Annotated in this window: 26 protein-coding genes; 15 read left to right on the forward strand and 11 right to left on the reverse strand. The window is 53.0% G+C overall.

Annotation, left to right across the window (positions count from 1 at the left end):
* The first annotated feature begins 3 nt into the window (after positions 1 to 3).
* Both FEK46_RS17805 and FEK46_RS17810 read left to right on the forward strand, forming a co-directional pair.
* Entirely contained in the window at positions 4 to 1,377 is a 1,374-nt protein-coding gene (locus FEK46_RS17805; protein ID WP_135409887.1) for a TolC family protein, read from the forward strand.
* 8 nt (positions 1,378 to 1,385) lie between these two features.
* Entirely contained in the window at positions 1,386 to 2,549 is a 1,164-nt protein-coding gene (locus FEK46_RS17810; RefSeq protein WP_135559619.1) for a multidrug effflux MFS transporter, read from the forward strand.
* A gap of 52 nt (positions 2,550 to 2,601) precedes the next feature.
* Here the strand turns inward: FEK46_RS17810 and sapF are convergent, their stop codons facing one another.
* From sapF to puuA, 9 genes are all read right to left on the reverse strand, one after another.
* Positions 2,602 to 3,408: a peptide ABC transporter ATP-binding protein SapF gene (sapF, locus tag FEK46_RS17815; protein ID WP_000573415.1), complete on the reverse strand. Its 807-nt coding sequence runs from the start codon at positions 3,406 to 3,408 to the stop codon at positions 2,602 to 2,604.
* A gap of 1 nt (position 3,409) precedes the next feature.
* A complete protein-coding gene (sapD, locus tag FEK46_RS17820; protein WP_001128856.1) occupies positions 3,410 to 4,402 on the reverse strand; it encodes a peptide ABC transporter ATP-binding protein SapD in 993 nt (330 codons plus the stop codon).
* Positions 4,402 to 5,292, reverse strand: a complete 891-nt coding sequence (sapC, locus tag FEK46_RS17825) for a peptide ABC transporter permease SapC (protein ID WP_130208813.1) — start codon at positions 5,290 to 5,292, stop codon at positions 4,402 to 4,404. The genes sapD and sapC overlap by 1 nt, the downstream gene beginning before the upstream one ends.
* Positions 5,279 to 6,244, reverse strand: coding sequence for a putrescine export ABC transporter permease SapB (gene sapB, locus FEK46_RS17830; RefSeq protein ID WP_064527260.1), 966 nt, complete (start codon positions 6,242 to 6,244; stop codon positions 5,279 to 5,281). The genes sapC and sapB overlap by 14 nt, the downstream gene beginning before the upstream one ends.
* Positions 6,241 to 7,884, reverse strand: a complete 1,644-nt coding sequence (gene sapA, locus FEK46_RS17835; RefSeq protein ID WP_130208811.1) for an ABC transporter substrate-binding protein SapA — start codon at positions 7,882 to 7,884, stop codon at positions 6,241 to 6,243. Before sapA ends, sapB begins: the two co-directional genes overlap by 4 nt.
* A 312-nt stretch (positions 7,885 to 8,196) precedes the next feature.
* Positions 8,197 to 8,442 carry a YmjA family protein gene (locus tag FEK46_RS17840; RefSeq protein WP_130208809.1) on the reverse strand — a complete coding sequence of 82 codons (246 nt, stop codon included), beginning with the start codon at positions 8,440 to 8,442 and terminating at the stop codon, positions 8,197 to 8,199.
* 134 nt (positions 8,443 to 8,576) lie between these two features.
* Positions 8,577 to 9,962, reverse strand: a complete 1,386-nt coding sequence (puuP, locus tag FEK46_RS17845; protein ID WP_131161809.1) for a putrescine/proton symporter PuuP — start codon at positions 9,960 to 9,962, stop codon at positions 8,577 to 8,579.
* Positions 9,952 to 10,116, reverse strand: a complete 165-nt coding sequence (locus FEK46_RS17850) for a hypothetical protein (protein WP_130208911.1) — start codon at positions 10,114 to 10,116, stop codon at positions 9,952 to 9,954. Before FEK46_RS17850 ends, puuP begins: the two co-directional genes overlap by 11 nt.
* Before the next feature lie 148 nt (positions 10,117 to 10,264).
* Positions 10,265 to 11,683, reverse strand: a complete 1,419-nt coding sequence (gene puuA / locus FEK46_RS17855) for a glutamate-putrescine ligase (protein WP_135559618.1) — start codon at positions 11,681 to 11,683, stop codon at positions 10,265 to 10,267.
* A 211-nt stretch (positions 11,684 to 11,894) separates the two neighbouring features.
* Here puuA and puuD point away from each other — a divergent pair, with 211 nt between their 5' ends.
* The 5 genes from puuD (at position 11,895) to puuE (ending at position 17,479) form a co-directional block, all read left to right on the forward strand.
* Positions 11,895 to 12,659, forward strand: a complete 765-nt coding sequence (gene puuD, locus FEK46_RS17860) for a gamma-glutamyl-gamma-aminobutyrate hydrolase (protein ID WP_130208803.1) — start codon at positions 11,895 to 11,897, stop codon at positions 12,657 to 12,659.
* Between the two features lie 25 nt (positions 12,660 to 12,684).
* Complete coding sequence (gene puuR, locus FEK46_RS17865) at positions 12,685 to 13,242, forward strand: HTH-type transcriptional regulator PuuR (RefSeq protein ID WP_001278727.1); 558 nt, start codon at positions 12,685 to 12,687, stop codon at positions 13,240 to 13,242.
* 164 nt (positions 13,243 to 13,406) lie between these two features.
* Positions 13,407 to 14,894: an aldehyde dehydrogenase PuuC gene (puuC, locus tag FEK46_RS17870; protein ID WP_130208801.1), complete on the forward strand. Its 1,488-nt coding sequence runs from the start codon at positions 13,407 to 13,409 to the stop codon at positions 14,892 to 14,894.
* A gap of 1 nt (position 14,895) precedes the next feature.
* Positions 14,896 to 16,176, forward strand: coding sequence for a gamma-glutamylputrescine oxidase (gene puuB, locus FEK46_RS17875; protein ID WP_130208799.1), 1,281 nt, complete (start codon positions 14,896 to 14,898; stop codon positions 16,174 to 16,176).
* A 37-nt stretch (positions 16,177 to 16,213) separates the two neighbouring features.
* Complete coding sequence (puuE, locus tag FEK46_RS17880) at positions 16,214 to 17,479, forward strand: 4-aminobutyrate transaminase (protein ID WP_135559617.1); 1,266 nt, start codon at positions 16,214 to 16,216, stop codon at positions 17,477 to 17,479.
* Positions 17,480 to 17,610: 131 nt separating this feature from the next.
* Here the strand turns inward: puuE and pspF are convergent, their stop codons facing one another.
* Positions 17,611 to 18,588: a phage shock protein operon transcriptional activator gene (pspF, locus tag FEK46_RS17885; protein ID WP_135492401.1), complete on the reverse strand. Its 978-nt coding sequence runs from the start codon at positions 18,586 to 18,588 to the stop codon at positions 17,611 to 17,613.
* 166 nt (positions 18,589 to 18,754) lie between these two features.
* Between pspF and pspA the strand changes: the two genes are divergently transcribed.
* The 8 genes from pspA to tyrR all read left to right on the forward strand — a co-directional run bounded on the left by pspA (position 18,755) and on the right by tyrR (position 24,941).
* Positions 18,755 to 19,423: a phage shock protein PspA gene (gene pspA / locus FEK46_RS17890; protein WP_000511019.1), complete on the forward strand. Its 669-nt coding sequence runs from the start codon at positions 18,755 to 18,757 to the stop codon at positions 19,421 to 19,423.
* A gap of 53 nt (positions 19,424 to 19,476) precedes the next feature.
* Positions 19,477 to 19,701, forward strand: coding sequence for an envelope stress response membrane protein PspB (gene pspB / locus FEK46_RS17895; RefSeq protein ID WP_001274965.1), 225 nt, complete (start codon positions 19,477 to 19,479; stop codon positions 19,699 to 19,701).
* Positions 19,701 to 20,060: an envelope stress response membrane protein PspC gene (pspC, locus tag FEK46_RS17900; RefSeq protein WP_130222740.1), complete on the forward strand. Its 360-nt coding sequence runs from the start codon at positions 19,701 to 19,703 to the stop codon at positions 20,058 to 20,060. Before pspB ends, pspC begins: the two co-directional genes overlap by 1 nt.
* 8 nt (positions 20,061 to 20,068) lie before the next feature.
* Positions 20,069 to 20,290, forward strand: coding sequence for a phage shock protein PspD (gene pspD, locus FEK46_RS17905; RefSeq protein WP_096839698.1), 222 nt, complete (start codon positions 20,069 to 20,071; stop codon positions 20,288 to 20,290).
* 74 nt (positions 20,291 to 20,364) lie between these two features.
* Entirely contained in the window at positions 20,365 to 20,679 is a 315-nt protein-coding gene (gene pspE / locus FEK46_RS17910; RefSeq protein WP_064527288.1) for a thiosulfate sulfurtransferase PspE, read from the forward strand.
* Positions 20,680 to 20,797: 118 nt separating this feature from the next.
* On the forward strand, positions 20,798 to 22,195 hold the full coding sequence (locus tag FEK46_RS17915) for a YcjX family protein (RefSeq protein ID WP_131161813.1): 1,398 nt from the start codon (positions 20,798 to 20,800) through the stop codon (positions 22,193 to 22,195).
* The gene (locus FEK46_RS17920; protein ID WP_130208789.1) at positions 22,192 to 23,253 is read left to right on the forward strand and encodes a YcjF family protein; all 1,062 of its coding nucleotides are present in this window, start codon (positions 22,192 to 22,194) and stop codon (positions 23,251 to 23,253) included. The genes FEK46_RS17915 and FEK46_RS17920 overlap by 4 nt, the downstream gene beginning before the upstream one ends.
* A gap of 146 nt (positions 23,254 to 23,399) precedes the next feature.
* Complete coding sequence (gene tyrR / locus FEK46_RS17925; protein ID WP_130208787.1) at positions 23,400 to 24,941, forward strand: transcriptional regulator TyrR; 1,542 nt, start codon at positions 23,400 to 23,402, stop codon at positions 24,939 to 24,941.
* 44 nt (positions 24,942 to 24,985) lie between these two features.
* On the opposite strand, the gene tpx is transcribed toward tyrR, so the two are convergent.
* On the reverse strand, positions 24,986 to 25,492 hold the full coding sequence (gene tpx / locus FEK46_RS17930) for a thiol peroxidase (protein ID WP_064527317.1): 507 nt from the start codon (positions 25,490 to 25,492) through the stop codon (positions 24,986 to 24,988).
* Between the last annotated feature and the right edge of the window lies 1 nt (position 25,493).

Raw genomic sequence — 25,493 nt, forward strand, 5'->3', positions numbered from 1 at the left:
GTTATGTTGCGTCGTTCTCTTATTTTTCTGGTGCTGTTGAGTGCGGGATGTGTCTCGCTCGATCCTCACTACAGCACGCCTGAATCCCCAATCCCGGCGACCTTGCCGGGAGCACAGGGCCAGGGAAAGGCAATCAGCCATGACTGGCAGCAGGTGATCCACGATCCCCGATTGCAGCAGGTGGTGACCATTGCTCTGAACAGTAACCGCGATGTGCAAAAAGCGATAGCTGATATTGACTCCGCACGGGCGCTCTATGGGCAAACTAATGCGTCGTTATTCCCGACGGTGAATGCGGCCTTAAGTTCGACCCGCAGTCGTTCGCTGGCGAATGGTACGGGAACCACTGCCGAGGCTGACGGCACGGTGTCCAGTTTTACGTTAGATCTGTTTGGTCGTAATCAGAGTTTATCTCGGGCGGCGCGAGAAACCTGGCTGGCCAGTGAATTTACAGCCCAGAACACCCGTTTAACGCTGATTGCTGAAATCAGCACCGCCTGGCTGACCCTGGCGGCTGATAACAGCAATCTGGCCCTGGCAAAAGAAACGATGGCCAGTGCAGAAAACTCATTGAAAATTATCCAGCGCCAGCAACAGGTTGGCACGGCGGCAGCGACAGATGTCAGTGAGGCGATGAGTGTTTATCAGCAAGCGCGCGCCAGCGTTGCCAGCTACCAGACACAAGTGATGCAGGATAAAAATGCGCTGAACTTACTGGCCGGTACAACGCTTGCGGAAAATCTGCTACCGGGAACACTGGAAAGCCTGCCGGAACAGATGATAAGCCTGGTTCCTGCGGGAGTGTCATCTGACGTTCTGCTGCGTCGCCCGGATATCCAGGAAGCGGAACATAATCTGAAGAGCGCCAATGCCGATATTGGCGCCGCGCGGGCTAACTTTTTCCCGACGATTTCGCTGACTGCCAGCGCCGGTGTTGGCAGTGACGCATTGTCATCGCTGTTCAGCCACGGAATGCAGGTCTGGTCATTTGCGCCATCGGTAACATTACCGCTGTTCACCGGCGGTAGTAATCTGGCGCAGCTTCGTTACGCAGAAGCACAAAAGCGCGGGCTCATTGCCACCTATGAGAAAACCGTTCAGAGCGCGTTTAAAGATGTCGCTAACGCACTGGCGCGGCGGACCACGCTTGAGGAGCAACTGGATGCACAGCGTCAGTATGTTAAAGCTGAACAACAAACGGTCGATGTTGGCCTGCGTCGTTATCAGGCGGGTGTTGGTGATTACCTGACCGTGTTGACGGCACAGCGCAGTTTGTGGAGCGCACAGCAGGAGCTGCTGGCATTGCAACTGACTGATTTTACGAACCGCATCACGATCTGGCAGTCGCTGGGCGGTGGCATGTCATCACTCAAGTAAGGAATAGTATGGCTAGAGTCTCTCTTTCATGGGCGTTGATTCTTGGTCTTTTAGCCGGTATCGGCCCGATGTGTACCGATCTTTATTTGCCGGCTTTGCCGGAGATGTCAGAGCAACTGGCGGCAACCTCGACCATAACGCAATTAACGCTGACCGCATCACTGATCGGTCTTGGCGTCGGACAACTGTTATTTGGCCCTCTGAGCGACAAAATAGGGCGTAAACGTCCGTTAGTCTTGTCGTTGCTATTGTTTATTATTTCTTCCATTTTGTGCGCGACAACGAACAATATTTACTGGCTGGTGGTCTGGCGTTTTATTCAAGGGATCGCGGGGGCAGGTGGTTCGGTGCTCTCTCGTTCTATTGCTCGTGACAAATATCAGGGAGTAACGCTGACCCAGTTCTTTGCGCTGTTAATGACGGTGAATGGCCTGGCACCGGTGTTGTCGCCAGTGCTGGGCGGTTATATTGTCAGCACGTTTGACTGGCGCACTTTATTCTGGGTGATGGCTGAAATTAGCACCGTACTGTTGCTGGGCTGTCTGTTATTTATCAATGAGACATTGCCAGAAAATAAAAGGGGCTCATCATTGCTATTAACCGGACGAAGCGTGGTGCAGAACCGCCGTTTTATGCGCCTTTGCCTGATTCAAAGTTTTATGCTGGCAGGCTTGTTTGCGTACATCGGCTCTTCGTCGTTCGTGTTGCAGAAAGAATTTGGCTTTAGTCCAATGCAATTTAGCCTGGTGTTTGGCCTTAACGGCATCGGACTTATCATCGCTTCATGGATCTTCTCGCGCCTGGCGCGACGAGTTAACGCGATTATATTGCTGAGAGGTGGCCTGATAGCGGCAATTTTGTGTGCATTGCTCACGGTCTTATGCGCATGGTTGCAGTTACCCATTCCGGCACTGGTGGCATTATTTTTCACCATCGCATTTTGTAGCGGCATCGGCACTGTTGGCGGGGCAGAGGCTATGAGTGCAGTAGGGACGCAGGAATCTGGAACGGCGTCTGCGTTGATGGGGATGAGCATGTTTGTCTTCGGCGGTATAGCCGCGCCATTGTCGGGGCTTGGTGGGGAAACGCTGTTAAAAATGAGCCTGGCAATTATGGTGTGTTATACGCTGGCATTGCTGGTTGCTCTCACCAGAATCGACAATCAAAAGTAATGAATACCTCATTCTGACGGGGATTTCCCCTGTCAGAATGAGGTACCGAATACTAACGATCTTTACGCCACGCATCCGCCGTCAATGCTTCGCCAAAGTGGCCGGAAATTAGCCGTTTGGTGAGTTCGTGCAGCGGCGATGCCAACACATCCGCAGTGCTACCGCGTTCGACAACTTCTCCCTGATGCATGACCAGCACCTGGTCGCTGATGTGCTTCATCATTCCGATATGCTGGGTAACATAAATATACGAAATGCCCTGTTTTTCCTGTAACTCCAGCATCAGATTAATCAACTGCGAACGCATCGACATATCCAGCGAGGCGAGGGCTTCATCGGCAATAATCACTTTGGGGCGTAATATCAGCGCGCGCGCCAGACCAAGACGCTGTTTTTGCCCGGGGGCCAACATATGCGGATAGTAACTGACGTGATCCGGCAGCAGCCCGACCATACGCATCGTTTCAATTATCTGTTTGCGGCGCTGTTCCGGTTCCAGGTCTGTGTTCAAACGCAGTGGAAAATCAAGGATCTGCGAAATACGTTGACGTGGATTCAATGAAGTCGACGGATCCTGAAATATCATGCGAATACGCTGGCTTCGGAAGGAATAATCGCCAAAATGCAGAGGATGATCGTCAATCAATAACTCGCCGCTGGTTGGCTCAATCATTCCTGCCAGCATCTTTGCCAGCGTCGATTTACCGGAACCGTTCTCACCAATAATCGCCAGTGTCTGGCGTTCACGCAGCGTAAAGCTCAATGGTTTTACCGCTTCGACTGTCTGACGGCGAAACCAGCCGGTCCTGTAGCGGAACGTTTTGCTTAAATTACGCACTTCGAGCAGAGTTTCTATCATCTCACTCTTTCTCCATGTTCAGCGGGAAATGACAGGCATAGAGATGATTTTTCGCTCCCGTCAGACGCGGCGTTACAATGCATTCTCGTTGTGCATAAGGGCAACGCGGTCCCAGACGACAACCAATCGGTAATTGTTCCAGCAGCGGGATTGCGCCCGGCAGGGTATTGAGGCGGCTTTTATGCGGCATCGCACTGCCAAAGTCCGGTATCGCGCGTATCAGCGCCTGGGTGTAAGGATGATGCGGCATTGTCACCAGCTCCTTACTTGGCGCGGATTCCACTGTCTGGCCACAATAAAGCACGTTGATTTTATCCGCCCATTGGCTAAGCATTTGTAAGTCATGGCTGATAAGCAAAATAGTGGTGTTGCTGTTTTGGTTGAGACGCGTCAACAGGCGGAAAATTTGCGCCTGCGTTGTTGGCTCCATCGAGTTGGTCGGTTCGTCGGCAATCAGTAGACGCGGTTGATTCGCCAGTGCGATGGCAATCATCACTTTCTGGCATTCACCTTCAGTCAACTCGTAAGGGAAACTGCGCATCGCATCTTTATGATCTTTAATCCCCACGCGGTGTAGCAACTCAATGGCGCGGCGTTTGCGCCAGCCAAAACGCTGCCACCAACGGCCTTTATAGGTCCAGGCCGGGATGTTTTGCATCAACTGGCGACCCACACGTTCCGATGGATCAAGACACGATTGCGGTTCCTGGAAAATCATCGACACGTTGTGTCCAACCAGTTTGCGCCGTTCGCGTGCGGAGAGACGCAGCAAATCGATATCATCAAAACGCATTCGGTCAGCGGTAACACGCCAGTTATCTTTATTCACCCCACAAATCGCTTTCGCAATCAAACTTTTGCCGGAGCCGGATTCGCCAACAAGACCGCGAATTTCACCTTCGGTTAAGGTCATACTCACGCGGTCGACGGCTTTAACCCATTCATCACCGGTTTTAAATTCAATAGTCAGGTTACGAATATCCAATAATGGCATTATTCCACCCCCGCAATAATCGCACGACGAACGCCATCGCCAAGGAGGTTAACCAACAACACGCTAATCATAATTGCCGCACCTGGCAGCATTACGGTCCACGGGGCGACATAAATCAGTTCCAGCGCGTCACCAAGCATCGCGCCCCATTCAGGCGAGGGCAGTTGTGCGCCGAGGTCAAGAAAGCCCAGCGCGGCGATATCGAGAATTGCCATCGACAATGCGCGAGTGATCTCGGTGACCAGTCCGGCGGTGATGTTAGGCATCACCGCAAACCAGAGAATATTCAGCGTCGTTGCGCCATCCAGACGGGCGGCGATAACGTACTCTTTTTCCAGTTCGTCATGAACCATGCTGTAAATCGAACGTACCATACGCGGCAGCAGTGCCAACCAGACGGCAAACATGGCGTGCGATAAACTCGGTCCGGCAAATGCTACTACGATAATCGCCAACAGCAGGGACGGAATCGCCAGCAAAGTATCCAGAATATGGTTTAGCACCGCTGACCGCAGACCGTGCGTTGCACCGGCGAAGGTGCCAAGTACCAGACCACAAATCGTCGCGGCGAGCGTCACCACAAATGCGCCCCCCACGGTAGGTGCTGCGCCACTCAATAAACGGCTTAAAACGTCGCGCCCCAGGTCGTCGGTCCCAAGGAAGAACGAGACTTCGCCATAGCGTGACCATGACGGCGGCAACAATTGATAACCAAGAAATTGCTGGTCGATGCCGTAAGGCGCAAACCAGCTACCAAAAATACACAGCACCGCCAGCCCCGCGCAGCCGTACAGGCCGACCATCGCAGCGGCGTCTCCATAGAATTTGCGCCAGGCAGTACGCAGCGTGCCCGGCGGGCGCTTCTCGCTGTATACGCTATCGTAAGGCATACCATTCCTTATGTTTCAGAGGGTTAGCCATGGCACCCAAAATATCAGATATCACGTTAATAATAATGACCAATGAACCACACACCATCACTCCGGCGGAAATGGCTGCGTAATCCTGCTGGCGGATGGCGTTAATTAACCAGCGCCCTAAACCCGGCCAGCTAAAAACCATTTCGGTGATCATCGCCAGCGTCAGCATGGTGGAAAACTGCAAGCCCAGGCGAGGAATAACCGGAGGTAACGCGTTATGCAGCACGTGGCGACGCAAAATAGTAAAGCGCGACAAACCGCGAGTCGCCGCCGCTTTCACATAGTTCTGGTCATAGACTTCGATGGTGCTGATACGCATCAATCGGATCACTTCAGTTGTTGGCGCAACCGACAGGGTAATCACCGGTAGCACCATATGGCGAAGTGCGCTCATGATCATTTCGTCCCGCCACGGTGAGTCCGAAAGCCAGGCATCAATTAACGCAAAGCCGGTAATCGGTTTCACTTCATAGAGCAGATCGAAACGCCCTGAAACGGGCAGCCAACCTAGCGTGAGTGAACAAAACAGCGTCAACAGAAGCGCCAGCCAGAACACTGGGATGGAAAAGCCCAGCAAGGCGATGGCGTTGATCAAGTTATCCTGCCACTTATGGCGTGTAATCCCGGCAATCATGCCCACCGGGATCCCGACAATCAGCGCAAAACCGAAGGCGAGGATGCACAACTCCATCGTTGCCGGAAAGACTTCTTTTAACTGTTCGGCAATAGGCTGGCCGTTAATGCTGGAAACACCAAAATCCCAGTGGATCAGTCCATTAAACCAGAACACCCAGGCATTCCACAGTGAAGCGCCTTGTAACGGCGCGTGTGGCGTGAAATAGCTCAAACTGAAGCCAACAAAGGTCAGCAGGAATAAGGTGACGATTAATAACAAAATACGACGTAAGGTGAAGATAATCATGGTTTTTTCACCTCTTCTTGCTTCTCGCGATACACCCCCGCGAAGGAGGCGTTACCGAACGGGCTCAGTACCAGACCTTTAATATCGTAACGGTAGGCCTGCAAGCGCAGTGATGAGGCCAGCGGCAGAATGGGCAGTTCCTGCGCCAGAATGCTTTGCGCTTCATCATAAGCTTCAATACGCGCCGCCAGTTGCTGCGAGGAGAGGGCATTACGCAACACGCTGTCGAATTTCGGATCGCACCAGTGGGCAAGGTTGGTTTGCGAGTGAATAGCCGCGCAGCTCAGTAACGGACGGAAGAAACTGTCCGGGTCGTTACTGTCCGTCGCCCAACCAGATAACGTCAGATCATGGCTCATATCCATCAACCGCGCCTCCTGAAAACGACCTTCTACCGGCACAATCACCACTTTCACGCCAACCTGCGCCATATCCGCCTGAATCAGTTCGGCAGTTTTCAGCGGACTGGGGTTCCATGCCTGCGATCGTGTCGGTACCCACAGTTTCAGCGTTAAGTTTTCCAGCCCCAACGCTTTCAGTTGTTCGCGCGATTTCGCTGGGTTGTATTCAGTAATTTTAGCCTCGTTGTCATAAGCCCACGAGGCGCGCGGTAAAATAGAGGCCGCAGTTTCAGCCGTACCATAATAGATGGATTGCATCAGGCGCTGGTTATTGATAGCCAACGCCAGCGCATGGCGGACAGCCGGATTATTTAGCGGCGGTTTGGCGGTGTTAAACGCCAGATAGGCGACGTTCATCCCCGGGCGCAGCGTTAAACGCAAACGCGGGTCGTCGCGCAAAATGGATAACTGGCTGGCGGCAGGCCAGGCCAGAACGTCGCATTCACCGGTCAGGAGTTTCGACAAACGTCCGGTGCCGCCGGAGCCTAAATCCACCACCACCTGCGGCATCAACGGTTTGCCACGCCAGAACTCATCATGACGTTGTAAGCGAATATATTGCCCGGCGCGGTATTCCGACAATTGATACGGCCCGGTACCGACCGGCTGACGGTCGAGTTGTTCCTGGCGATCTTCTTTCTCTAATTTCTGGGCGTATTCGGCAGACATTACCGACGCATAGTGGGTCGCCAGGTGCCATAAGAAGGATGCATCCGGCTGGGCGAGACGGAACTCAACGGTGTGATTATCCAGCTTGCGGACACTTTTAACGTTATCGGCAAATTGCAGACTGTCGAAATAGGGGAAGTTACTGCCGTTGACGTTATGCCACGGATTATTGCGGTCAAAAATCCGTTGGAAGGTAAACACCACATCATCGGCATTCATTTTGCGAGTGGGAGTAAACCAGGCGGTTTTTTGAAACGGGACATCGCGACGCAGGTGGAAGCGATAGGTTGCGCCGTTGTCGAGCACTTCCCAGCTTTCGGCAAGTTCTGGCATCAGGCGATAGGTATACGGATCGACATCCAGCAGTCGATCATAAAACTGGGCGGCAAGGGTATCGACAATTAACCCACTGCTCGCTTTGGATGGGTTAAAGGTGTTGACTTGCCCGCTGACGCAATAGACAAAACCGCTGTCGCGGATATCAGCATGCGGGGGGGATTCAGGCGCGGCTATTGCCTGACCACTCACAAGTCCAGCAATCACCAAAAGAGACGATAATACCTGGCGCATAATATTAAGGGATTTTATGTAAAGAGGCTATCTTACTAATATTTAATGACATTTGCCATTACCGTTTGTGTTCAGGGGTCGTAATGAGGGCCGTGTGGTTGGTCGTTGAACAGGTAGCGTCGCCATCTGTTCAACATTCGTACCCGTGATTTCTCTATAACTATAACTCACAGAACAACTTAGCGAAGAGCAGAGCGGGACGATCGTGAGAAACCCATTAAAGCAGGCTGCGGTGCGTGTCATTTATAGCCGGATGCGCCGTGAACGATTTATCCGGGCAACGATACTTACCGAGCGTCTGCAATTAAATAATTATTCATTACCCCATTGATTCAAAAACTCTGCGATTTCATCAATGCGCGCGGGATTAATCCCCGCTTCAGCGGCCATGTCATGCTGGGCTTCTTCGCTGATCTCTTCATTGTTCATCAAACGGGTGAGTAGTAACTGGAAGTAATGGGCCAGCGGTGTGCGTTCTGCGTCTGCGACAGGTTCTGCGCATTCAGTTGCGTATTCATCGGCAATATCGAAATATTTTAATGGGATATCGTGGTTCATTGTTTGCCCCTGGAGTTAATGCGCTAAGCATAAGGGCGGATGATAGCACTCGTGATCCGGATCATACATCTTTTTATAGTTAATGGCGCGGCGCATTACCCTCAGGCAGGATAATGCGCCGTGCATCCTGGATATTACGTTTCGCTCACCGGCGTTCTGTCACCATCATACAACGGCACTTTGCGATAGCGGCGGATCAGATACCACAAATATGCGCCGCCTAACGAAGCCCATACCAGACCCAGCGTCAGCGAGGTGGCTTCGAGGTTAATCCACAGCACGCCCACCGTCAGCGCGCCAACCAGCGGCATTAATAAATAGTGGAAGTGTTCCTTCCAGCTTTTATTCATTCCTTTGCGCCGCCAGAAGTGGTTGAACACCGACAGGTTAACGAAGGTAAACGCTACCAACGCGCCGAAGTTAATTAACGCTGTGGCGGTAACTAAATCGAAGAACAGCGCCGACATCGCGACAATCCCGACCATAATGACGTTCAGCGCCGGAGTCCGCCATTTCGGATGCACATAGCCAAACACGCGCTCCGGAAACACATTGTCACGCCCCATCACATACAGCAGACGCGACACGCTGGCATGTGAAGCCAGGCCAGACGCTAACGTGTTCACAAACGTGGTGCAGAGGAAAATCGACTGGAACAGCTTGCCGCCGACGTACAGCGCAATTTCCGGCAGCGCGGCGTCCGGGTCTTTAAAGCGGCTGATATCTGGGAAGAACAGCTGCATAAAGAACGACGCCGCAATAAAGATAACGCCGCCGTAGACCGCCGTCAGGAAGATGGCTTTCGGGATCACGCGTGCGGCGTCCGGCGTCTCTTCCGAAAGCGTGGTCACCGCATCGAAACCGAGGAACGAGAAACAGACAATCGTCGCCCCGGTAATAATCGGGATCAAGTGCGCGTTCTCGCTGATAAACGGCTGAAGTGACCAGACGGTGCCAACGCCTTCTCCTTTATGCAGCCCCTGAACCACCAGGAAGATAAACACCACCATGATGGAGATTTGCACCAGCACAAACAGGGTATTGAAGTTGGCGACCAGGTTGACGCTCTTCAGGTTCGCGGCAGTTAAGATGGCGACGAACGTCACCACCCACACCCACGGTGGCACTTCCGGGAAGAGGGCGGAGAGATAGATCTTCGCCAACAAGACGTTGATCATCGGCAAAAAGAGGTAATCCAGCAGCGATGACCAGCCGACCATAAAACCGACGTGCGGGTTAATCGACTTTTGCGCGTAGGTATAGGCCGAACCTGCCTCCGGGAACTGGCGAACCAGTTTGCCGTAGCTGATAGCGGTAAACAGCACGCCTGCCAGCGCCAGCAAATAAGATGCCGGAACGTGACCGTTGCTAATACCGGAAACGATGCCAAACGTATCGAACACGGTCATTGGCGTGAGATAGGCCAGACCCATCATCACCACCTGCCACAACTTCAGCGACTTGCGCAGTTTAGTTTTGCCGGGTTGCGCAGCAATATTCAGTGGTGAATTAATAGCCATAATTGTTGCCTCCCCTGCGTAATAAGGTTTGCGGTCGTGTCGACCTGAAATCAAACCTGTTTAGCAAGGGAAGCAAAGGGGGCGGAGTCCAGTCAGTCGCAGGGAGGGCGCACACGCAGCCTCCCTCGCCATGCGGGGATTTAATCATCGGCATCATCTCATTTCCTCGTCACAGTCTTAATCGTTAACGGAAGCCCGTTGCCGCCTGCGCTCCATAACGCGACATCCGGGAAATGTCTGGATTACCAGCAAATGTCAGGCCTGGCTCCGCTCAGGCCGATGAAACAACCCCGCAAGGGGTACTATGCGTTTTTCAACATCCACTCAATTTCTGTTTCTGTGATGAGGCGCTCAAACTGCAACAACTCATCATTTTTACAGGCGTGATACACATGGCAAAAACGCTCACCTAAATAGCGGCGCAAATGATCGTTCTCGATAAACTCCCACAGGGCATCGCTCTGGCGAATCGGGAAGGGTAAGCCTTCCTGCTCCAGCCCGTTGCCTTCTACTTCTTCCTGCAACGGCAGTTCGTTATCGAGGCCATGCAAAATACCGGCAAAAATCGCTGCCATCACCAGATATGGGTTGGCATCGGCACCTGCTACGCGATATTCCACGCGGTGGTTATGACGATCGCCGCACGGAATACGCAGGGCGACGGTGCGGTTGTTATGGCCCCACGACGCCTGCGTTGGCACATACATGCCTGGCTGGAAGCGGCGATAGGAATTCACGTTCGGCGCCAGCAGTGCCATTGATGACGGCATCAGGTCGATCATCCCGGCGAGCATCTTTTTCAGCAGCGGCGAATCTTCGCCTTCTGCGTCAGAAAGCACGTTCTCGCCACGATTATTTTGCATACTGATATGGATATGCATCCCGCTGCCCGCGTGCTCTTCATACGGCTTCGCCATAAAAGTGGCGTGCATCTTATGCTTTTCTGCCATCAGGCGCACCAGGCGTTTTAGCGCCAGCGCATCATCGCAGGCTTCCAGCACGTTATCGGTATGGTAAAGGTTGATTTCAAACTGACCCGGCGAGGCTTCGGCGATCGCACCGTCGGTGGGAATTAACTGTAACTGCGCCAGTTCATCAATATCATTGAGCACATCGGCGAAGTGGTTGAGGTTATCAACCGAGTAAACCTGACTTTGTGTATTGCGGTCATCGGTGCCGGGCGCGCAGGGCGGTTGCAGATACCCTTCAGCGTCGCGCTGGCGATCCAGTAAATAGAACTCCAGCTCTACCGCTACAACCGGGAACAATCCGCGCTGGCGTAGCTGCTGCCACAGGCGGTTAAGTACGTTCCGCGGCTCAACGTCAAAGGGAGCGCCATCTTCATCGACCATGGTCAGGAGTATCTGACCGATAAACTCTGGATCGGCGGCAGAAGGGGTTAAGGTACCGAGTATTGGCACACAAGTACGATCTGGTTCACCCATTTCCTGACCCAGGCCCGCTTCTTCTACTACATTGCCCAGAATATCCATTGCAAACACCGAGGCCGGGAAATAACACCCTTTCTCCAGCTTCTTCAGACTTGAAACAGGAATGCGTTTCCCACGGAAACAACCATTCAAATCAGTAAGTAAAACATCAACATATTGTGTATTCGGGTAGCGCTCCAGGTAGCGTTTCACTTCCTGCGTAAAGGCGCTACCCCGCCTCTCTTCTGACTGCTGAACAAAGTTCTCTACTTCAACGATATTGGTTTCCATGATTCTTCGCCTTTGGTTTGTTTTCCGCTCGTTAGCAAAGCGTAAAATATAATGACCACCATTCGAATCTGTATGCAAACTAAATGTTTGTCAAATGTTAAATTGAGTTTGCAAAAATGAAAACCGACTGCTAGATTGAAAAAATATTGAACATAAAGGTCATTTAAACCGCAGTAATGGCGATAATTTAGTCCACTTTGTGAGATTGAGCATGGAAAATATAATGAACAATCCGGTTATCGGTGTCGTAATGTGCAGGAACAGGCTTAAGGGTCATACGACCCAGACTCTGCAAGAAAAGTACCTGAATGCCATCGTCCACGCGGGCGGTTTACCGATTGCGCTGCCACATGCGCTGGCGGAACCGTCATTACTTGAAGAACTGCTGCCGAAACTCGATGGCATTTATCTTCCAGGTAGTCCCAGCAATGTGCAGCCGCACCTATATGGTGAAAACGGCGATGAGCCTGACGCCGATCCCGGGCGTGATCTTCTGAGCATGGCGTTAATTAATGCCGCACTCGAAAGGCGCATCCCCATTTTCGCCATCTGCCGGGGGTTACAGGAACTGGTGGTAGCAACCGGTGGGTCGTTGCATCGCAAACTGTGCGAACAGTCTGAATTGTTGGAACATCGTGAAGATCCCGAACTGCCGGTGGAGCAGCAATATGCGCCGTCGCACGAAGTTCAGGTTGAAGAGGGGGGATTACTGTCTGCATTGTTACCTGAATGTAGCAACTTTTGGGTAAACTCTCTGCATGGACAAGGGGCGAAGGTCGTTAGCCCGCAGTTGCGTGTTGAAGCTCGCTCGCCGGATGGCCTGGTTGAGGCGGTGAGCGTCATCAATCATCCTTTCGCGCTGGGCGTACAGTGGCACCCGGAATGGAACAGTAGCGAGTACGCGCTTTCGCGTATATTGTTCGAGGGCTTTATCACCGCTTGTCAGAACCATATCGCTGAAAAACAGCGACTCTGACCACTACAGTTAAGGAAATGCAAATATGAGTGATGAGGGACTGGCGCCAGGAAAACGCTTGTCAGAAATCCGCCAGCAGCAGGGGCTTTCACAACGTCGTGCCGCCGAACTCTCCGGGCTGACTCACAGTGCTATCAGTACGATAGAACAAGATAAAGTCAGCCCTGCCATCAGTACGCTGCAAAAGCTGCTGAAGGTGTATGGTCTGTCACTCTCGGAATTCTTTTCCGAGCCGGAAAAACCTGATGAACCGCAGGTCGTCATTAATCAGGACGACTTAATTGAAATGGGCAGTCAGGGTGTGTCGATGAAGCTGGTGCATAACGGTAACCCGAATCGCACGCTGGCGATGATCTTTGAAACGTACCAGCCGGGCACAACCACTGGGGAAAGAATTAAGCATCAGGGTGAGGAAATAGGCACTGTACTGGAAGGTGAAATTGTTCTGACCATTAATGGTCAGGATTATCATCTCGTCGCGGGGCAAAGTTATGCCATTAATACCGGCATCCCGCACAGTTTCAGTAATACGTCGGCAGGCATTTGCCGAATTATCAGCGCCCATACGCCCACCACGTTTTAATCTTTTTGCTTTTGTAGGCCGGGTAAGCGAAACGCCACCCGGCTAGCTATAAAGGCAATCTATAAAGAATGTCGCCAGAAATAAACGGGCTCATCGCCTGGGGATCTCTGCGCCCTGACGTTCACAAACTGCATATATCTGATAGACGTGAAACAGGAGTCATAATGAATTTTCATCATCTGGCTTACTGGCAGGATAAAGCGTTAAGTCTCGCCATTGAAACCCGCTTATTTATTAACGGTGAATATACCGCTGCGGCGGAAAATGAAACCTTTGAAACCGTTGATCCGGTCACCCAGGCACCGCTGGCGAATATCGCGCGCGGCAAGAGCGCCGATATCGACCGTGCGGTGAGCGCAGCACGCGGCGTATTTGAACGCGGCGACTGGTCGCAGGCCGCCCCGGCAAAACGTAAAGCGGTGCTGAATAAACTCGCCGACTTAATGGAAGCCAACGCCGAAGAGCTGGCACTGCTGGAAACTCTCGACACCGGCAAACCGATTCGTCACAGCCTGCGTGATGATATTCCCGGCGCGGCGCGCGCCATTCGCTGGTACGCCGAAGCGATCGACAAAGTGTATGGCGAAGTGGCGACCACCAGTAGCCATGAGCTGGCGATGATCGTGCGTGAACCGGTCGGCGTGATTGCCGCCATTGTGCCGTGGAACTTTCCGCTGCTGCTGACTTGCTGGAAGCTTGGCCCAGCGCTGGCGGCAGGGAACAGCGTGATTCTAAAACCATCTGAAAAATCACCGCTCAGTGCGATTCGTCTCGCGGGGCTGGCGAAAGAAGCAGGTCTGCCGGATGGCGTGCTGAACTTGGTGACGGGGTTTGGTCATGAAGCGGGCCAGGCGCTGTCTCGTCATAACGATATCGACGCCATTGCCTTTACTGGTTCAACCCGCACCGGGAAACAGCTGCTGAAAGATGCTGGCGACAGCAACATGAAACGCGTCTGGCTGGAAGCGGGTGGCAAAAGCGCCAACATCGTTTTCGCCGACTGCCCGGATTTGCAAAAAGCGGCGAGCGCAACGGCCGCAGGTATCTTCTACAACCAGGGCCAGGTGTGCATCGCCGGAACGCGTTTGTTGCTGGAAGAGAGCATCGCCGATGAATTCTTAGCCCTGTTAAAACAGCAGGCGCAAAACTGGCAGCCGGGCCACCCGCTTGATCCCGCGACCACCATGGGCACCTTAATCGACAGCGCTCACGCCGACTCGGTGCATAGCTTTATTCGTGAAGGCGAAGGCAAAGGGCAACTGCTGCTGGATGGACGCAACGCCGAACTGGCAGCGGCCATCGGCCCGACCATCTTTGTGGATGTGGACCCGAATGCGTCCTTAAGTCGCGAAGAGATTTTCGGCCCGGTGCTGGTGGTCACGCGTTTCACATCAGAAGATCAGGCGCTACAGCTTGCCAACGACAGCCAGTACGGGCTCGGCGCGGCGGTATGGACGCGCGATCTCTCCCGTGCGCACCGCATGAGCCGCCGCCTGAAAGCTGGTTCCGTCTTCGTCAATAACTACAACGACGGCGATATGACCGTGCCGTTTGGCGGCTATAAGCAGAGCGGCAATGGTCGCGACAAATCCCTGCACGCGCTGGAAAAATTCACCGAACTTAAAACCATCTGGATAAGCCTGGAGGCCTGAAATGACCGAACATACCAGCAGTTACTACGCCGCCAGTGCGAATAAATACGCGCCATTCGACATACTGAATGAGTCAATCACCTGTGATGTTTGCGTGGTCGGCGGCGGCTATACCGGGCTTTCCTCCGCGCTGCATCTGGCAGAAGCGGGCTTTGACGTGGTGGTTCTCGAAGCCTCACGTATCGGCTTTGGCGCCAGCGGGCGCAACGGCGGGCAGCTTGTGAACTCCTACAGCCGCGACATCGACGTTATCGAAAAAAGCTACGGCATGGACACCGCCCGTATGCTTGGCAGCATGATGTTTGAGGGTGGTGAGATCATCCGCGAACGTATCAAACGTTATCAGATTGACTGCGACTACCGCCCCGGCGGCCTGTTTGTGGCGATGAATGATAAACAGCTCGCGACTCTGGAAGAGCAGAAAGAGAACTGGGAACGTTACGGCAATAAACAGCTGGAGCTGCTGGATGCCAACGCCATTCGTCGTGAAGTCGCCAGCGATCGCTATACCGGCGCGCTGCTGGATCACAGCGGCGGGCATATTCACCCCCTGAACCTCGCCATTGGTGAAGCCGATGCCATTCGTCTCAACGGCGGGCGTGTGTATGAGCTTTCTGCGGTGACGCAGATCCAGCACACTACGCCCGCCGTGGTGCGCACTGCCAAAGGCCAGGTGACGGCGAAGTATGTGATTGTCGCCGGGAATGCGTACCTGGGCGATAAAGTGGAGCCGGAACTGGCGAAACGCAGTATGCCGTGCGGCACGCAGGTGATCACTACCGAACGGCTTTCCGATGAGTTAGCCCGTTCGCTGATCCCGAAAAACTACTGCGTGGAAGACTGTAATTATCTGCTTGATTACTACCGTCTTACCGCCGACAACCGCCTGCTGTACGGCGGCGGTGTGGTGTACGGCGCGCGCGACCCGGATGACGTTGAGCGTCTTGTGGTGCCGAAACTGCTGAAAACCTTCCCGCAGCTGAAGGGCGTGAAAATTGATTACCGCTGGACGGGCAACTTCCTGCTGACCCTTTCACGGATGCCGCAGTTCGGTCGCCTTGATACCAACATTTATTACATGCAGGGCTACAGCGGCCACGGCGTGACCTGTACCCATCTCGCTGGGCGTTTGATTGCCGAATTGCTGCGCGGTGACGCCGAGCGTTTCGACGCCTTCGCCAATCTCCCGCATTACCCGTTCCCCGGCGGGCGCACGCTGCGCGTGCCGTTTACCGCGATGGGCGCGGCTTATTACAGCCTGCGCGATCGTCTGGGCGTTTAATTTCCGATTAACCGTGAAGAGTCAAAAGGTGTGAAACATGAGCAACAATGAATTCCATCAGCGTCGTCTTTCTGCCACTCCGCGCGGGGTTGGCGTGATGTGTAACTTCTTCGCCCAGTCGGCTGAAAATGCCACGCTGAAGGATGTTGAAGGCAACGAATATATCGATTTCGCCGCAGGCATCGCGGTGCTGAACACCGGGCATCGCCATCCTGAACTGGTGGCGGCAGTGGAACAGCAACTGCAACAGTTTACCCACACGGCGTATCAGATCGTGCCATACGAAAGCTACGTCACCCTGGCGGAGAAAATCAACGCCCTGGCCCCGGTGAGCGGGCAGGCTAAAACCGCGTTCTTCACCACCGGCGCAGAAGCGGTTGAGAACGCGGTGAAAATCGCCCGCGCCCATACCGGACGCCCTGGCGTGATTGCGTTTAGCGGCGGCTACCACGGTCGTACGTTTATGACCATGGCGTTAACTGGAAAGGTCGCGCCGTACAAAATTGGCTTCGGCCCGTTCCCCGGTTCGGTGTATCACGTGCCGTATCCGTCAGAACTGCATGGCATTTCGACGCAAGATTCCCTTGACGCCATCGAACGCTTGTTTAAATCGGACATTGAAGCGAAGCAGGTGGCGGCGATTATTTTCGAACCGGTGCAGGGCGAGGGCGGCTTCAACGTGGCGCCAAAAGAGCTGGTTTCTGCCATTCGCCGCTTGTGCGACGAACACGGCATCGTGATGATTGCCGATGAAGTGCAAAGCGGTTTTGCGCGTACAGGTAAATTGTTTGCCATGGATCATTACGCCGATAAGCCGGATTTAATGACGATGGCGAAAAGCCTGGCGGGCGGGATGCCGCTTTCAGGCGTGGTCGGTAACGCGAATATTATGGACGCCCCCGCGCCGGGCGGGCTTGGCGGTACCTACGCCGGGAACCCGCTGGCGGTGGCTGCCGCGCACGCGGTGCTCAACATTATCGACAAAGAATCCCTTTGCGAACGCGCGAATCAACTGGGCCAGCGCCTGACACAAACGCTGATTGAGGCCAAAGAAAACGTTCCGGCGATCGCGGCGGTACGTGGTCTGGGCTCGATGATTGCGGCAGAATTTAACGATCCGCAAACGGGCGAACCGTCAGCCGCCATTGCGCAGAAAATTCAGCAACGTGCGCTGGCGCAGGGGCTGCTTCTGCTGACCTGTGGCGCATATGGCAACGTGATTCGTTTCCTGTATCCGCTGACCATCCCGGATGCGCAATTCGATGCGGCAATGAAAATTTTGCAGGATGCGCTGAGAGATTAATACGCAGAAACGAAGGCCAACGCAATAATGCCTGATGCGCCGCGCTTATCAGGCCTACAAATGACGTATTGATTATGTAGGCCGAATAAGGCGTTCACGCCGTATCCGGAAAGTTGTATTGCCCAACTTCGCTAAATCTGGTGCTTTTTCAACAACGCGCGGAACTGATGATAGGTTAATCCCAGCAATTCAGCTGCGCGTTTCTGGTTATATTTCCCCTGTTGCAAACTGAGTTGCAGCAACTCTTTTTCCTGCTGCATCTGAAACTCACGTAAATCCAGCGGCAGCGTCGGAAGCGAGGTGGTTTCTGAAACGGCGATGGCTTCTTCAGGTGGACTCCGTTTAAAGGGATCAATAATGATGTCATCAAGCGGATAATCGCTGGTGCCGTGGCGATACACCGAACGTTCCACCACGTTTTTCAATTCACGAATATTTCCCGGCCAGCGATAATTCAGCAACGTTTCTCTGGCGCGCTCGGTAAAACCCGGGAACAGAGGCAGTTTGATTTCCCGACACATCTGGATGGCAAAGTGTTCTGCCATCAACATAATGTCGCTTTCGCGTTCGCGCAGTGGTGGCAGTTGCACAACATCAAAAGCCAGCCGGTCGAGCAGGTCAGCGCGAAAAGTACCTTCATTGACCATCGCCGGAAGATCGGCATTCGTCGCGCATACCAACCGCACATTCACCTGCAATGGCTGGCTGCCGCCAACGCGCTCCAGTTCACCATACTCAATCACGCGCAATAATTTTTCCTGCACCATCATCGGTGCTGTAGCGAGTTCATCAAGAAATAGCGTACCGCCGTCGGCACGTTCAAATCTCCCTGGATGACGTTTTTGCGCACCGGTAAACGCCCCCGCTTCGTGACCAAATAGTTCGGAATCCAGCAGATTTTCATTTAACGCCGCGCAGTTAAGGGAAATAAACGGCCCTTGCCAACGAGAGGAGAGATAATGCAGACGGCTGGCGATCAGCTCTTTACCTGTTCCGCGCTCGCCGATGATGAGCACCGGTTTGTCCAGCGGTGCGAGATGCGAAACCTGCTCTAAAACTTCGAGAAAGCTGTTCGCCTCACCGAGTAAGTTATCTTTGTATTCTGCCATGATGAAATTCGCCACTTGTTAGTGTAATTCGCTAATTCATCCTGGCATGTTGCTGTTGATTCTTCAATCAGATCTTTATAAATCAAAAAGATAAAAAATTGGCACGCAAATTGTATTAACAGTTCAGCAGGACAATCCTGAACGAAGAAATCAAGAGGACAACATTATGGGTATTTTTTCTCGCTTTGCCGACATCGTGAATGCCAACATCAACGCTCTGTTAGAGAAAGCGGAAGATCCGCAGAAACTGGTGCGTCTGATGATCCAGGAAATGGAAGACACGCTGGTTGAAGTGCGTTCTACTTCGGCACGTGCGCTGGCGGAAAAGAAACAGCTGACTCGCCGTATTGAACAAGCGTCGGCGCGTGAAGTTGAGTGGCAGGAAAAAGCCGAACTGGCACTGCTGAAAGATAGAGAAGACCTGGCGCGTGCGGCGTTAATTGAAAAACAGAAACTGACCGATCTGATTAAGTCCCTGGAACATGAAGTGACGCTGGTGGACGATACGCTGGTGCGTATGAAGAAAGAGATTGGCGAACTGGAAAACAAATTGAGCGAAACACGCGCTCGCCAGCAGGCATTGATGTTACGCCATCAGGCGGCAAACTCGTCGCGCGATGTGCGTCGTCAGTTGGACAGTGGCAAACTGGATGAAGCGATGGCCCGTTTCGAATCTTTCGAGCGCCGTATCGACCAGATGGAAGCAGAAGCGGAAAGCCACAGTTTCGGCAAACAAAAATCGCTGGATGATCAGTTTGCCGAGCTGAAAGCTGATGATGCAATCAGCGAGCAACTGGCACAATTAAAAGCCAAAATGAAGCAAGACAATCAATAATAACATCCAGGCGGCGTCCGAACACGCCGCCGCTCATCCCTTAAGGAGTCCTTATGAGCGCGCTATTTCTGGCTATTCCGTTAACCATCTTTGTGCTGTTTGTTTTACCGATTTGGTTATGGCTGCATTACAGCAACCGCTCCAGTCGTGGAGAGCTTTCGCAAAGCGAACAACAGCGATTAGCGCAACTGGCTGATGAAGCAAAACGGATGCGCGAGCGTATTCAGGCGCTGGAATCCATTCTTGATGCTGAACATCCGAACTGGAGGGATCGCTAATGGCGGGTATTAATCTCAATAAAAAATTATGGCGCATTCCACAACAGGGCATGGTTCGCGGGGTCTGTGCCGGGATTGCTAACTATTTTGATGTACCGGTAAAACTGGTACGTATTCTGGTGGTGCTGTCGATTTTCTTCGGCCTGGCGCTGTTTACCTTGGTTGCTTACATCATTTTGTCATTTGCGCTTGATCCAATGCCTGACAACATGGCGTTTGGTAAACAACAACCTTCCAGCAGCGAATTGCTGGATGAAGTCGACCGTGAACTGGCGGCCAGTGAAACGCGTTTACGCGAGATGGAACGTTATGTCACTTCCGACACCTTCACGCTACGTAGCCGTTTCCGTCAACTGTGAGGAAAGTTATGAATACTCGCTGGCAACAGGCCGGGCAAAAGATGAAGCCTGGTTTCAAATTAGCAGGCAAGCTGGTACTTCTTACCGCACTGCGCTATGGCCCGGCGGGTGTGGCTGGTTGGGCGATAAAATCAGTTGCTCGCCGACCGCTGAAAATGTTGCTGGCTGTGGCGCTGGAACCGCTATTAAGTCGGGCGGCCAATAAACTGGCGCAGCGTTATAAAAGGTGAGGGGAGTTCCGCAAAAATTGTTAGATCTCAGGCGTATAATGGATGGCAATTTTCATCCATAGAAGGATACTTATATGTTTAAAAAAGGCTTACTTGCCCTGACTCTGGTGTTTTCACTGCCTGTTTTCGCCGCTGAACACTGGATAGATGTTCGTGTTCCAGAGCAGTATCAGCAAGAGCACGTTCAGGGGGCCATCAATATTCCCCTAAAGGAAGTGAAAGAGCGCATAGCCACCGCCGTTCCGGATAAAAACGACACCGTGAAAGTGTATTGCAACGCCGGACGCCAGTCCGGGCAGGCAAAAGAGATCCTCAACGAGATGGGATATACCCACGTTGAGAACGTCGGTGGACTGAAAGACATCGAAATGCCGAAGGTCAAAGGTTAACAAATTATTGCCTGAGCGGTGTAAATAACGCCGCTTATTCATTTGATAAATCAAAATTAACCCACATTATTATCTCCAGTATCTAATCCTTTCTACGGCTTTCTGGCACAGGACAGCAATGAAGCGACTTAAAAATGAACTTAATGCGCTGGTGAATCGGGGTGTCGACAGACATCTGCGCCTCGCTGTAACCGGACTTAGCCGCAGCGGCAAAACAGCGTTTATCACCGCGATGGTTAATCAGTTGCTCAATATTCATGCCGGAGCACGCTTGCCGCTATTAAGCGCGGTGCGTGAAGAGCGCCTGCTGGGCGTAAAACGCATTCCCCAGCGTGACTTTGGTATTCCGCGCTTCACCTATGATGAAGGGCTGGCGCAGTTATATGGCGATCCTCCCGCCTGGCCGACGCCAACGCGCGGCGTCAGTGAAATCCGCCTGGCGCTACGTTTTAAATCGAATGATTCACTGCTGCGTCACTTCAAAGACACCTCCACGCTGTATCTGGAGATTGTGGATTATCCCGGCGAATGGCTGCTCGACCTGCCGATGCTGGCGCAGGATTACTTAAGTTGGTCGCGGCAGATGACGGGCTTACTCAATGGTCAGCGCGGCGAATGGTCGGCGAAATGGCGAATGATGTGCGAAGGGCTGGATCCGTTAGCGCCTGCCGACGAAAACCGACTGGCAGACATTGCCGCCGCGTGGACCGATTATCTCCACCAGTGTAAACAGCAGGGGCTGCACTTTATTCAGCCAGGGCGCTTTGTTTTGCCTGGCGATATGGCAGGAGCGCCCGCGCTGCAATTCTTCCCGTGGCCTGATGTCGATGCCTGGGGCGAGTCCAAACTGGCGCAGGCCGATAAACACACCAACGCCGGAATGCTGCGCGAGCGGTTTAATTATTACTGTGAGAAGGTGGTGAAAGGGTTCTATAAGAATCATTTTCTGCGCTTTGACCGCCAGATTGTGCTGGTGGATTGCCTGCAACCTCTCAACAGTGGGCCACAGGCATTTAATGATATGCGTCTGGCGCTGACGCAGCTGATGCAAAGTTTCCACTACGGGCAGCGTACCCTGTTCCGGCGCTTGTTCTCGCCGGTAATCGACAAACTGTTGTTTGCTGCTACTAAAGCGGACCATGTGACCATCGATCAGCACGCCAATATGGTTTCATTACTGCAACAACTGATTCAGGATGCCTGGCAAAATGCGGCGTTCGAAGGGATCTGCATGGACTGCCTGGGGCTGGCGTCAGTTCAGGCGACCACCAGCGGCATTATTGATGTTAACGGTGAGAAAATCCCGGCGCTGCGCGGTAATCGACTCAGCGATGGCGCACCGCTCACTGTTTATCCTGGCGAAGTTCCCGCACGTTTGCCTAGTCAGGCGTTCTGGGATAAGCAAGGCTTCCAGTTTGAGGCGTTTCGTCCGCAGGTGATGGATGTCGACAAACCGCTGCCGCATATTCGTCTTGATGCTGCGCTGGAATTTTTAATAGGAGATAAATTGCGATGACCGAACCGTTAAAACCACGTATTGATTTCGACGGTCCGCTGGAGGTCGATCAGAATCCAAAATTCAGGGCGCAGCAGACCTTTGACGAAAATCAGGCGCAAAATTTTGCCCCGGCAACGCTCGAAGAAGCACAGGAAGAAGAGGGGCAAGTTGAAGCGGTGATGGACGCTGCTTTACGTCCGAAACGCAGTCTGTGGCGCAAAATGGTGATGGGCGGGCTGGCGCTGTTTGGCGCAAGCGTTGTTGGTCAGGGTGTGCAGTGGACGATGAACGCCTGGCAAACTCAGGACTGGGTGGCGCTGGGCGGTTGTGCCGCTGGGGCATTGATAATCGGCGCTGGCGTGGGTTCTGTGGTAACAGAATGGCGGCGCTTATGGCGCTTGCGCCAGCGTGCACACGAACGCGACGAAGCACGCGATTTGTTGCACAGCCACGGCACGGGTAAAGGCCGCGCATTTTGCGAAAAACTGGCGCAGCAGGCGGGTATTGATCAGTCTCATCCGGCGCTGCAGCGCTGGTATGCCTCAATCCATGAAACGCAGAACGATCGTGAAGTGGTTAGTTTGTATGCTCACCTGGTCCAGCCGGTTTTAGATGCCCAGGCGCGGCGCGAAATCAGCCGATCAGCGGCGGAGTCGACGTTGATGATTGCGGTCAGCCCGCTGGCGCTGGTGGATATGGCCTTCATCGCCTGGCGTAATTTGCGCCTGATTAATCGCATCGCCACGCTGTATGGCATTGAACTGGGGTATTACAGCCGCCTGCGCCTGTTTAAACTGGTCTTGCTGAATATCGCTTTCGCGGGTGCCAGCGAACTGGTACGTGAAGTGGGGATGGACTGGATGTCGCAGGATCTCGCCGCGCGCTTGTCTACTCGCGCCGCTCAGGGAATAGGTGCCGGGTTACTGACCGCACGACTGGGGATCAAAGCTATGGAACTTTGCCGCCCGCTGCCGTGGATTGACAATGACAAACCACGTTTGGGTGATTTCCGTCGTCAGCTCATCGGTCAGGTAAAAGAGACGTTACAAAAGAGCAAAACGTCCGGCGAAAAATAGTGCACTTTCGGGCACTGATCGGATACCTTTACGCCGAAGTGCCCGTTTATCCATCGTTGTGTCAATGTTTGTTGACAGAAACCTTCCTGCCACTCGAATAGTGTCATATCATCATATTTATTGTTCTTTTTCATGTGAAGGTTCCCATGCGTCTGGAAGTCTTTTGTGAAGACCGACTCGGTCTGACCCGCGAATTGCTCGACCTACTGGTGTTAAGAGGCATCGATTTACGCGGTATTGAGATTGACCCAATCGGGCGGATTTACCTGAATTTTGCCGAACTGGACTTTGACAGTTTCAGCAGTTTGATGGCGGAAATACGCCGTATTGCGGGCGTTACCGATGTGCGCACTGTGCCGTGGATGCCTTCCGAGCGAGAACATCAGGCGTTGAGCGCATTGCTTGAAGCATTGCCTGAACCCGTGCTTTCTGTCGATATGAAAAGCAAGGTGGACATGGCAAACCCGGCGAGCTGTCAGCTATTCGGGCAAAAACTGGATCGCTTACGCAATCATACCGCTGCGCAATTGATTAACGGATTTAATTTTTTACGTTGGCTTGAGAGCGACCCGCAGGATTCACATAACGAACATGTAGTGATTAATGGACAAAATTTTCTGATGGAGATAACGCCAGTCTATCTTCAGGATGAAAACGACCAGCATGTCCTGACCGGTGCGGTAGTGATGCTGCGCTCAACAATCCGTATGGGCCGTCAGTTGCAAAATGTGGCTGCCCAGGATGTCAGCGCTTTCAGTCAGATTGTCGCTATCAGTCCTAAAATGAAGCATGCGGTAGAGCAGGCGCAAAAGTTAGCAATGTTAAGCGCGCCGCTGCTGATCACGGGTGATACCGGCACGGGTAAAGATCTCTTTGCTTACGCTTGCCATCAGGCAAGCCCGCGTGCGAGCAAACCTTATCTGGCGCTGAACTGTGCTTCTATTCCAGAAGATGCTGTAGAGAGTGAACTGTTCGGGCATGCGCCAGAGGGGAAAAAAGGATTCTTCGAACAGGCGAACGGCGGCTCGGTTTTGCTGGATGAGATTGGCGAGATGTCGCCGCGAATGCAGGCAAAATTATTGCGTTTTCTCAACGATGGCACTTTCCGTCGCGTTGGGGAAGACCACGAAGTGCATGTGGATGTGCGGGTAATTTGCGCGACGCAGAAGAATCTGGTCGAGCTGGTGCAAAAAGGCATGTTCCGCGAAGATCTCTATTATCGTTTGAACGTGCTGACGCTAAATCTGCCGCCGCTGCGGGACTGTCCGCAGGACATCATGCCGTTAACCGAGCTATTTGTTGCCCGATTTGCTGACGAGCAGGGCGTGCCGCGTCCGAAATTAGCTGCAGATCTAAATACCGTGCTTACACGTTATGCATGGCCGGGTAACGTGCGGCAGTTGAAAAACGCCATTTACCGCGCACTGACGCAACTGGAAGGTTATGAACTGCGTCCGCAGGATATTTTGCTGCCGGATTATGACGCTGCAACTGTGGCCGTTGGTGAAGATGCAATGGAAGGTTCGTTGGACGAAATCACCAGCCGTTTTGAACGTTCGGTATTAACCCAGCTTTATCGCAATTACCCCAGTACGCGCAAACTGGCAAAACGTTTGGGCGTTTCACACACCGCGATTGCCAATAAACTGCGGGAATATGGATTGAGTCAGAAGAAGAGCGAAGAATAAGTGGGATAAATGCCTGATGGCGCAATACCATCAGGCATAATAATTTACGCTTTCAGTACCGCGAGAGCTGCTTCGTAATCCGGCTCGGTGGTGATTTCATTGACCAACTGACTGAAGATCACATTATCATTTTCATCAATTACCACAACCGCACGTGCTGCCAGACCTTTCAGTGGGCCTTCAGCGATCTCAACGCCGTAAGCTTGCAGGAATTCAGCGTTACGGAAAGTGGAGAGAGTGATAACGTTGTTCAGACCTTCCGCGCCGCAGAAACGAGACTGAGCAAACGGCAGATCGGCGGAGATGCACAGCACAACCGTGTTGTCGATTTCGGTTGCCAGTTGGTTAAACTTACGTACTGATGCGGCGCAAACACCGGTATCAATGCTCGGGAAAATGTTCAGCACTTTGCGTTTGCCCGCAAACTGACCGAGGGTGACGTCAGACAGATCTTTTGCCACGAGAGTAAAAGTCTGCGCTTTGCTACCCGCTTGCGGGATGGAATTGGCGACTGTAACCGGGTTGCCCTGGAAATGAACGATTTGTGACATG

The organism is Escherichia sp. E4736, from assembly GCF_005781225.1.
Taxonomy (GTDB): domain Bacteria; phylum Pseudomonadota; class Gammaproteobacteria; order Enterobacterales; family Enterobacteriaceae; genus Escherichia.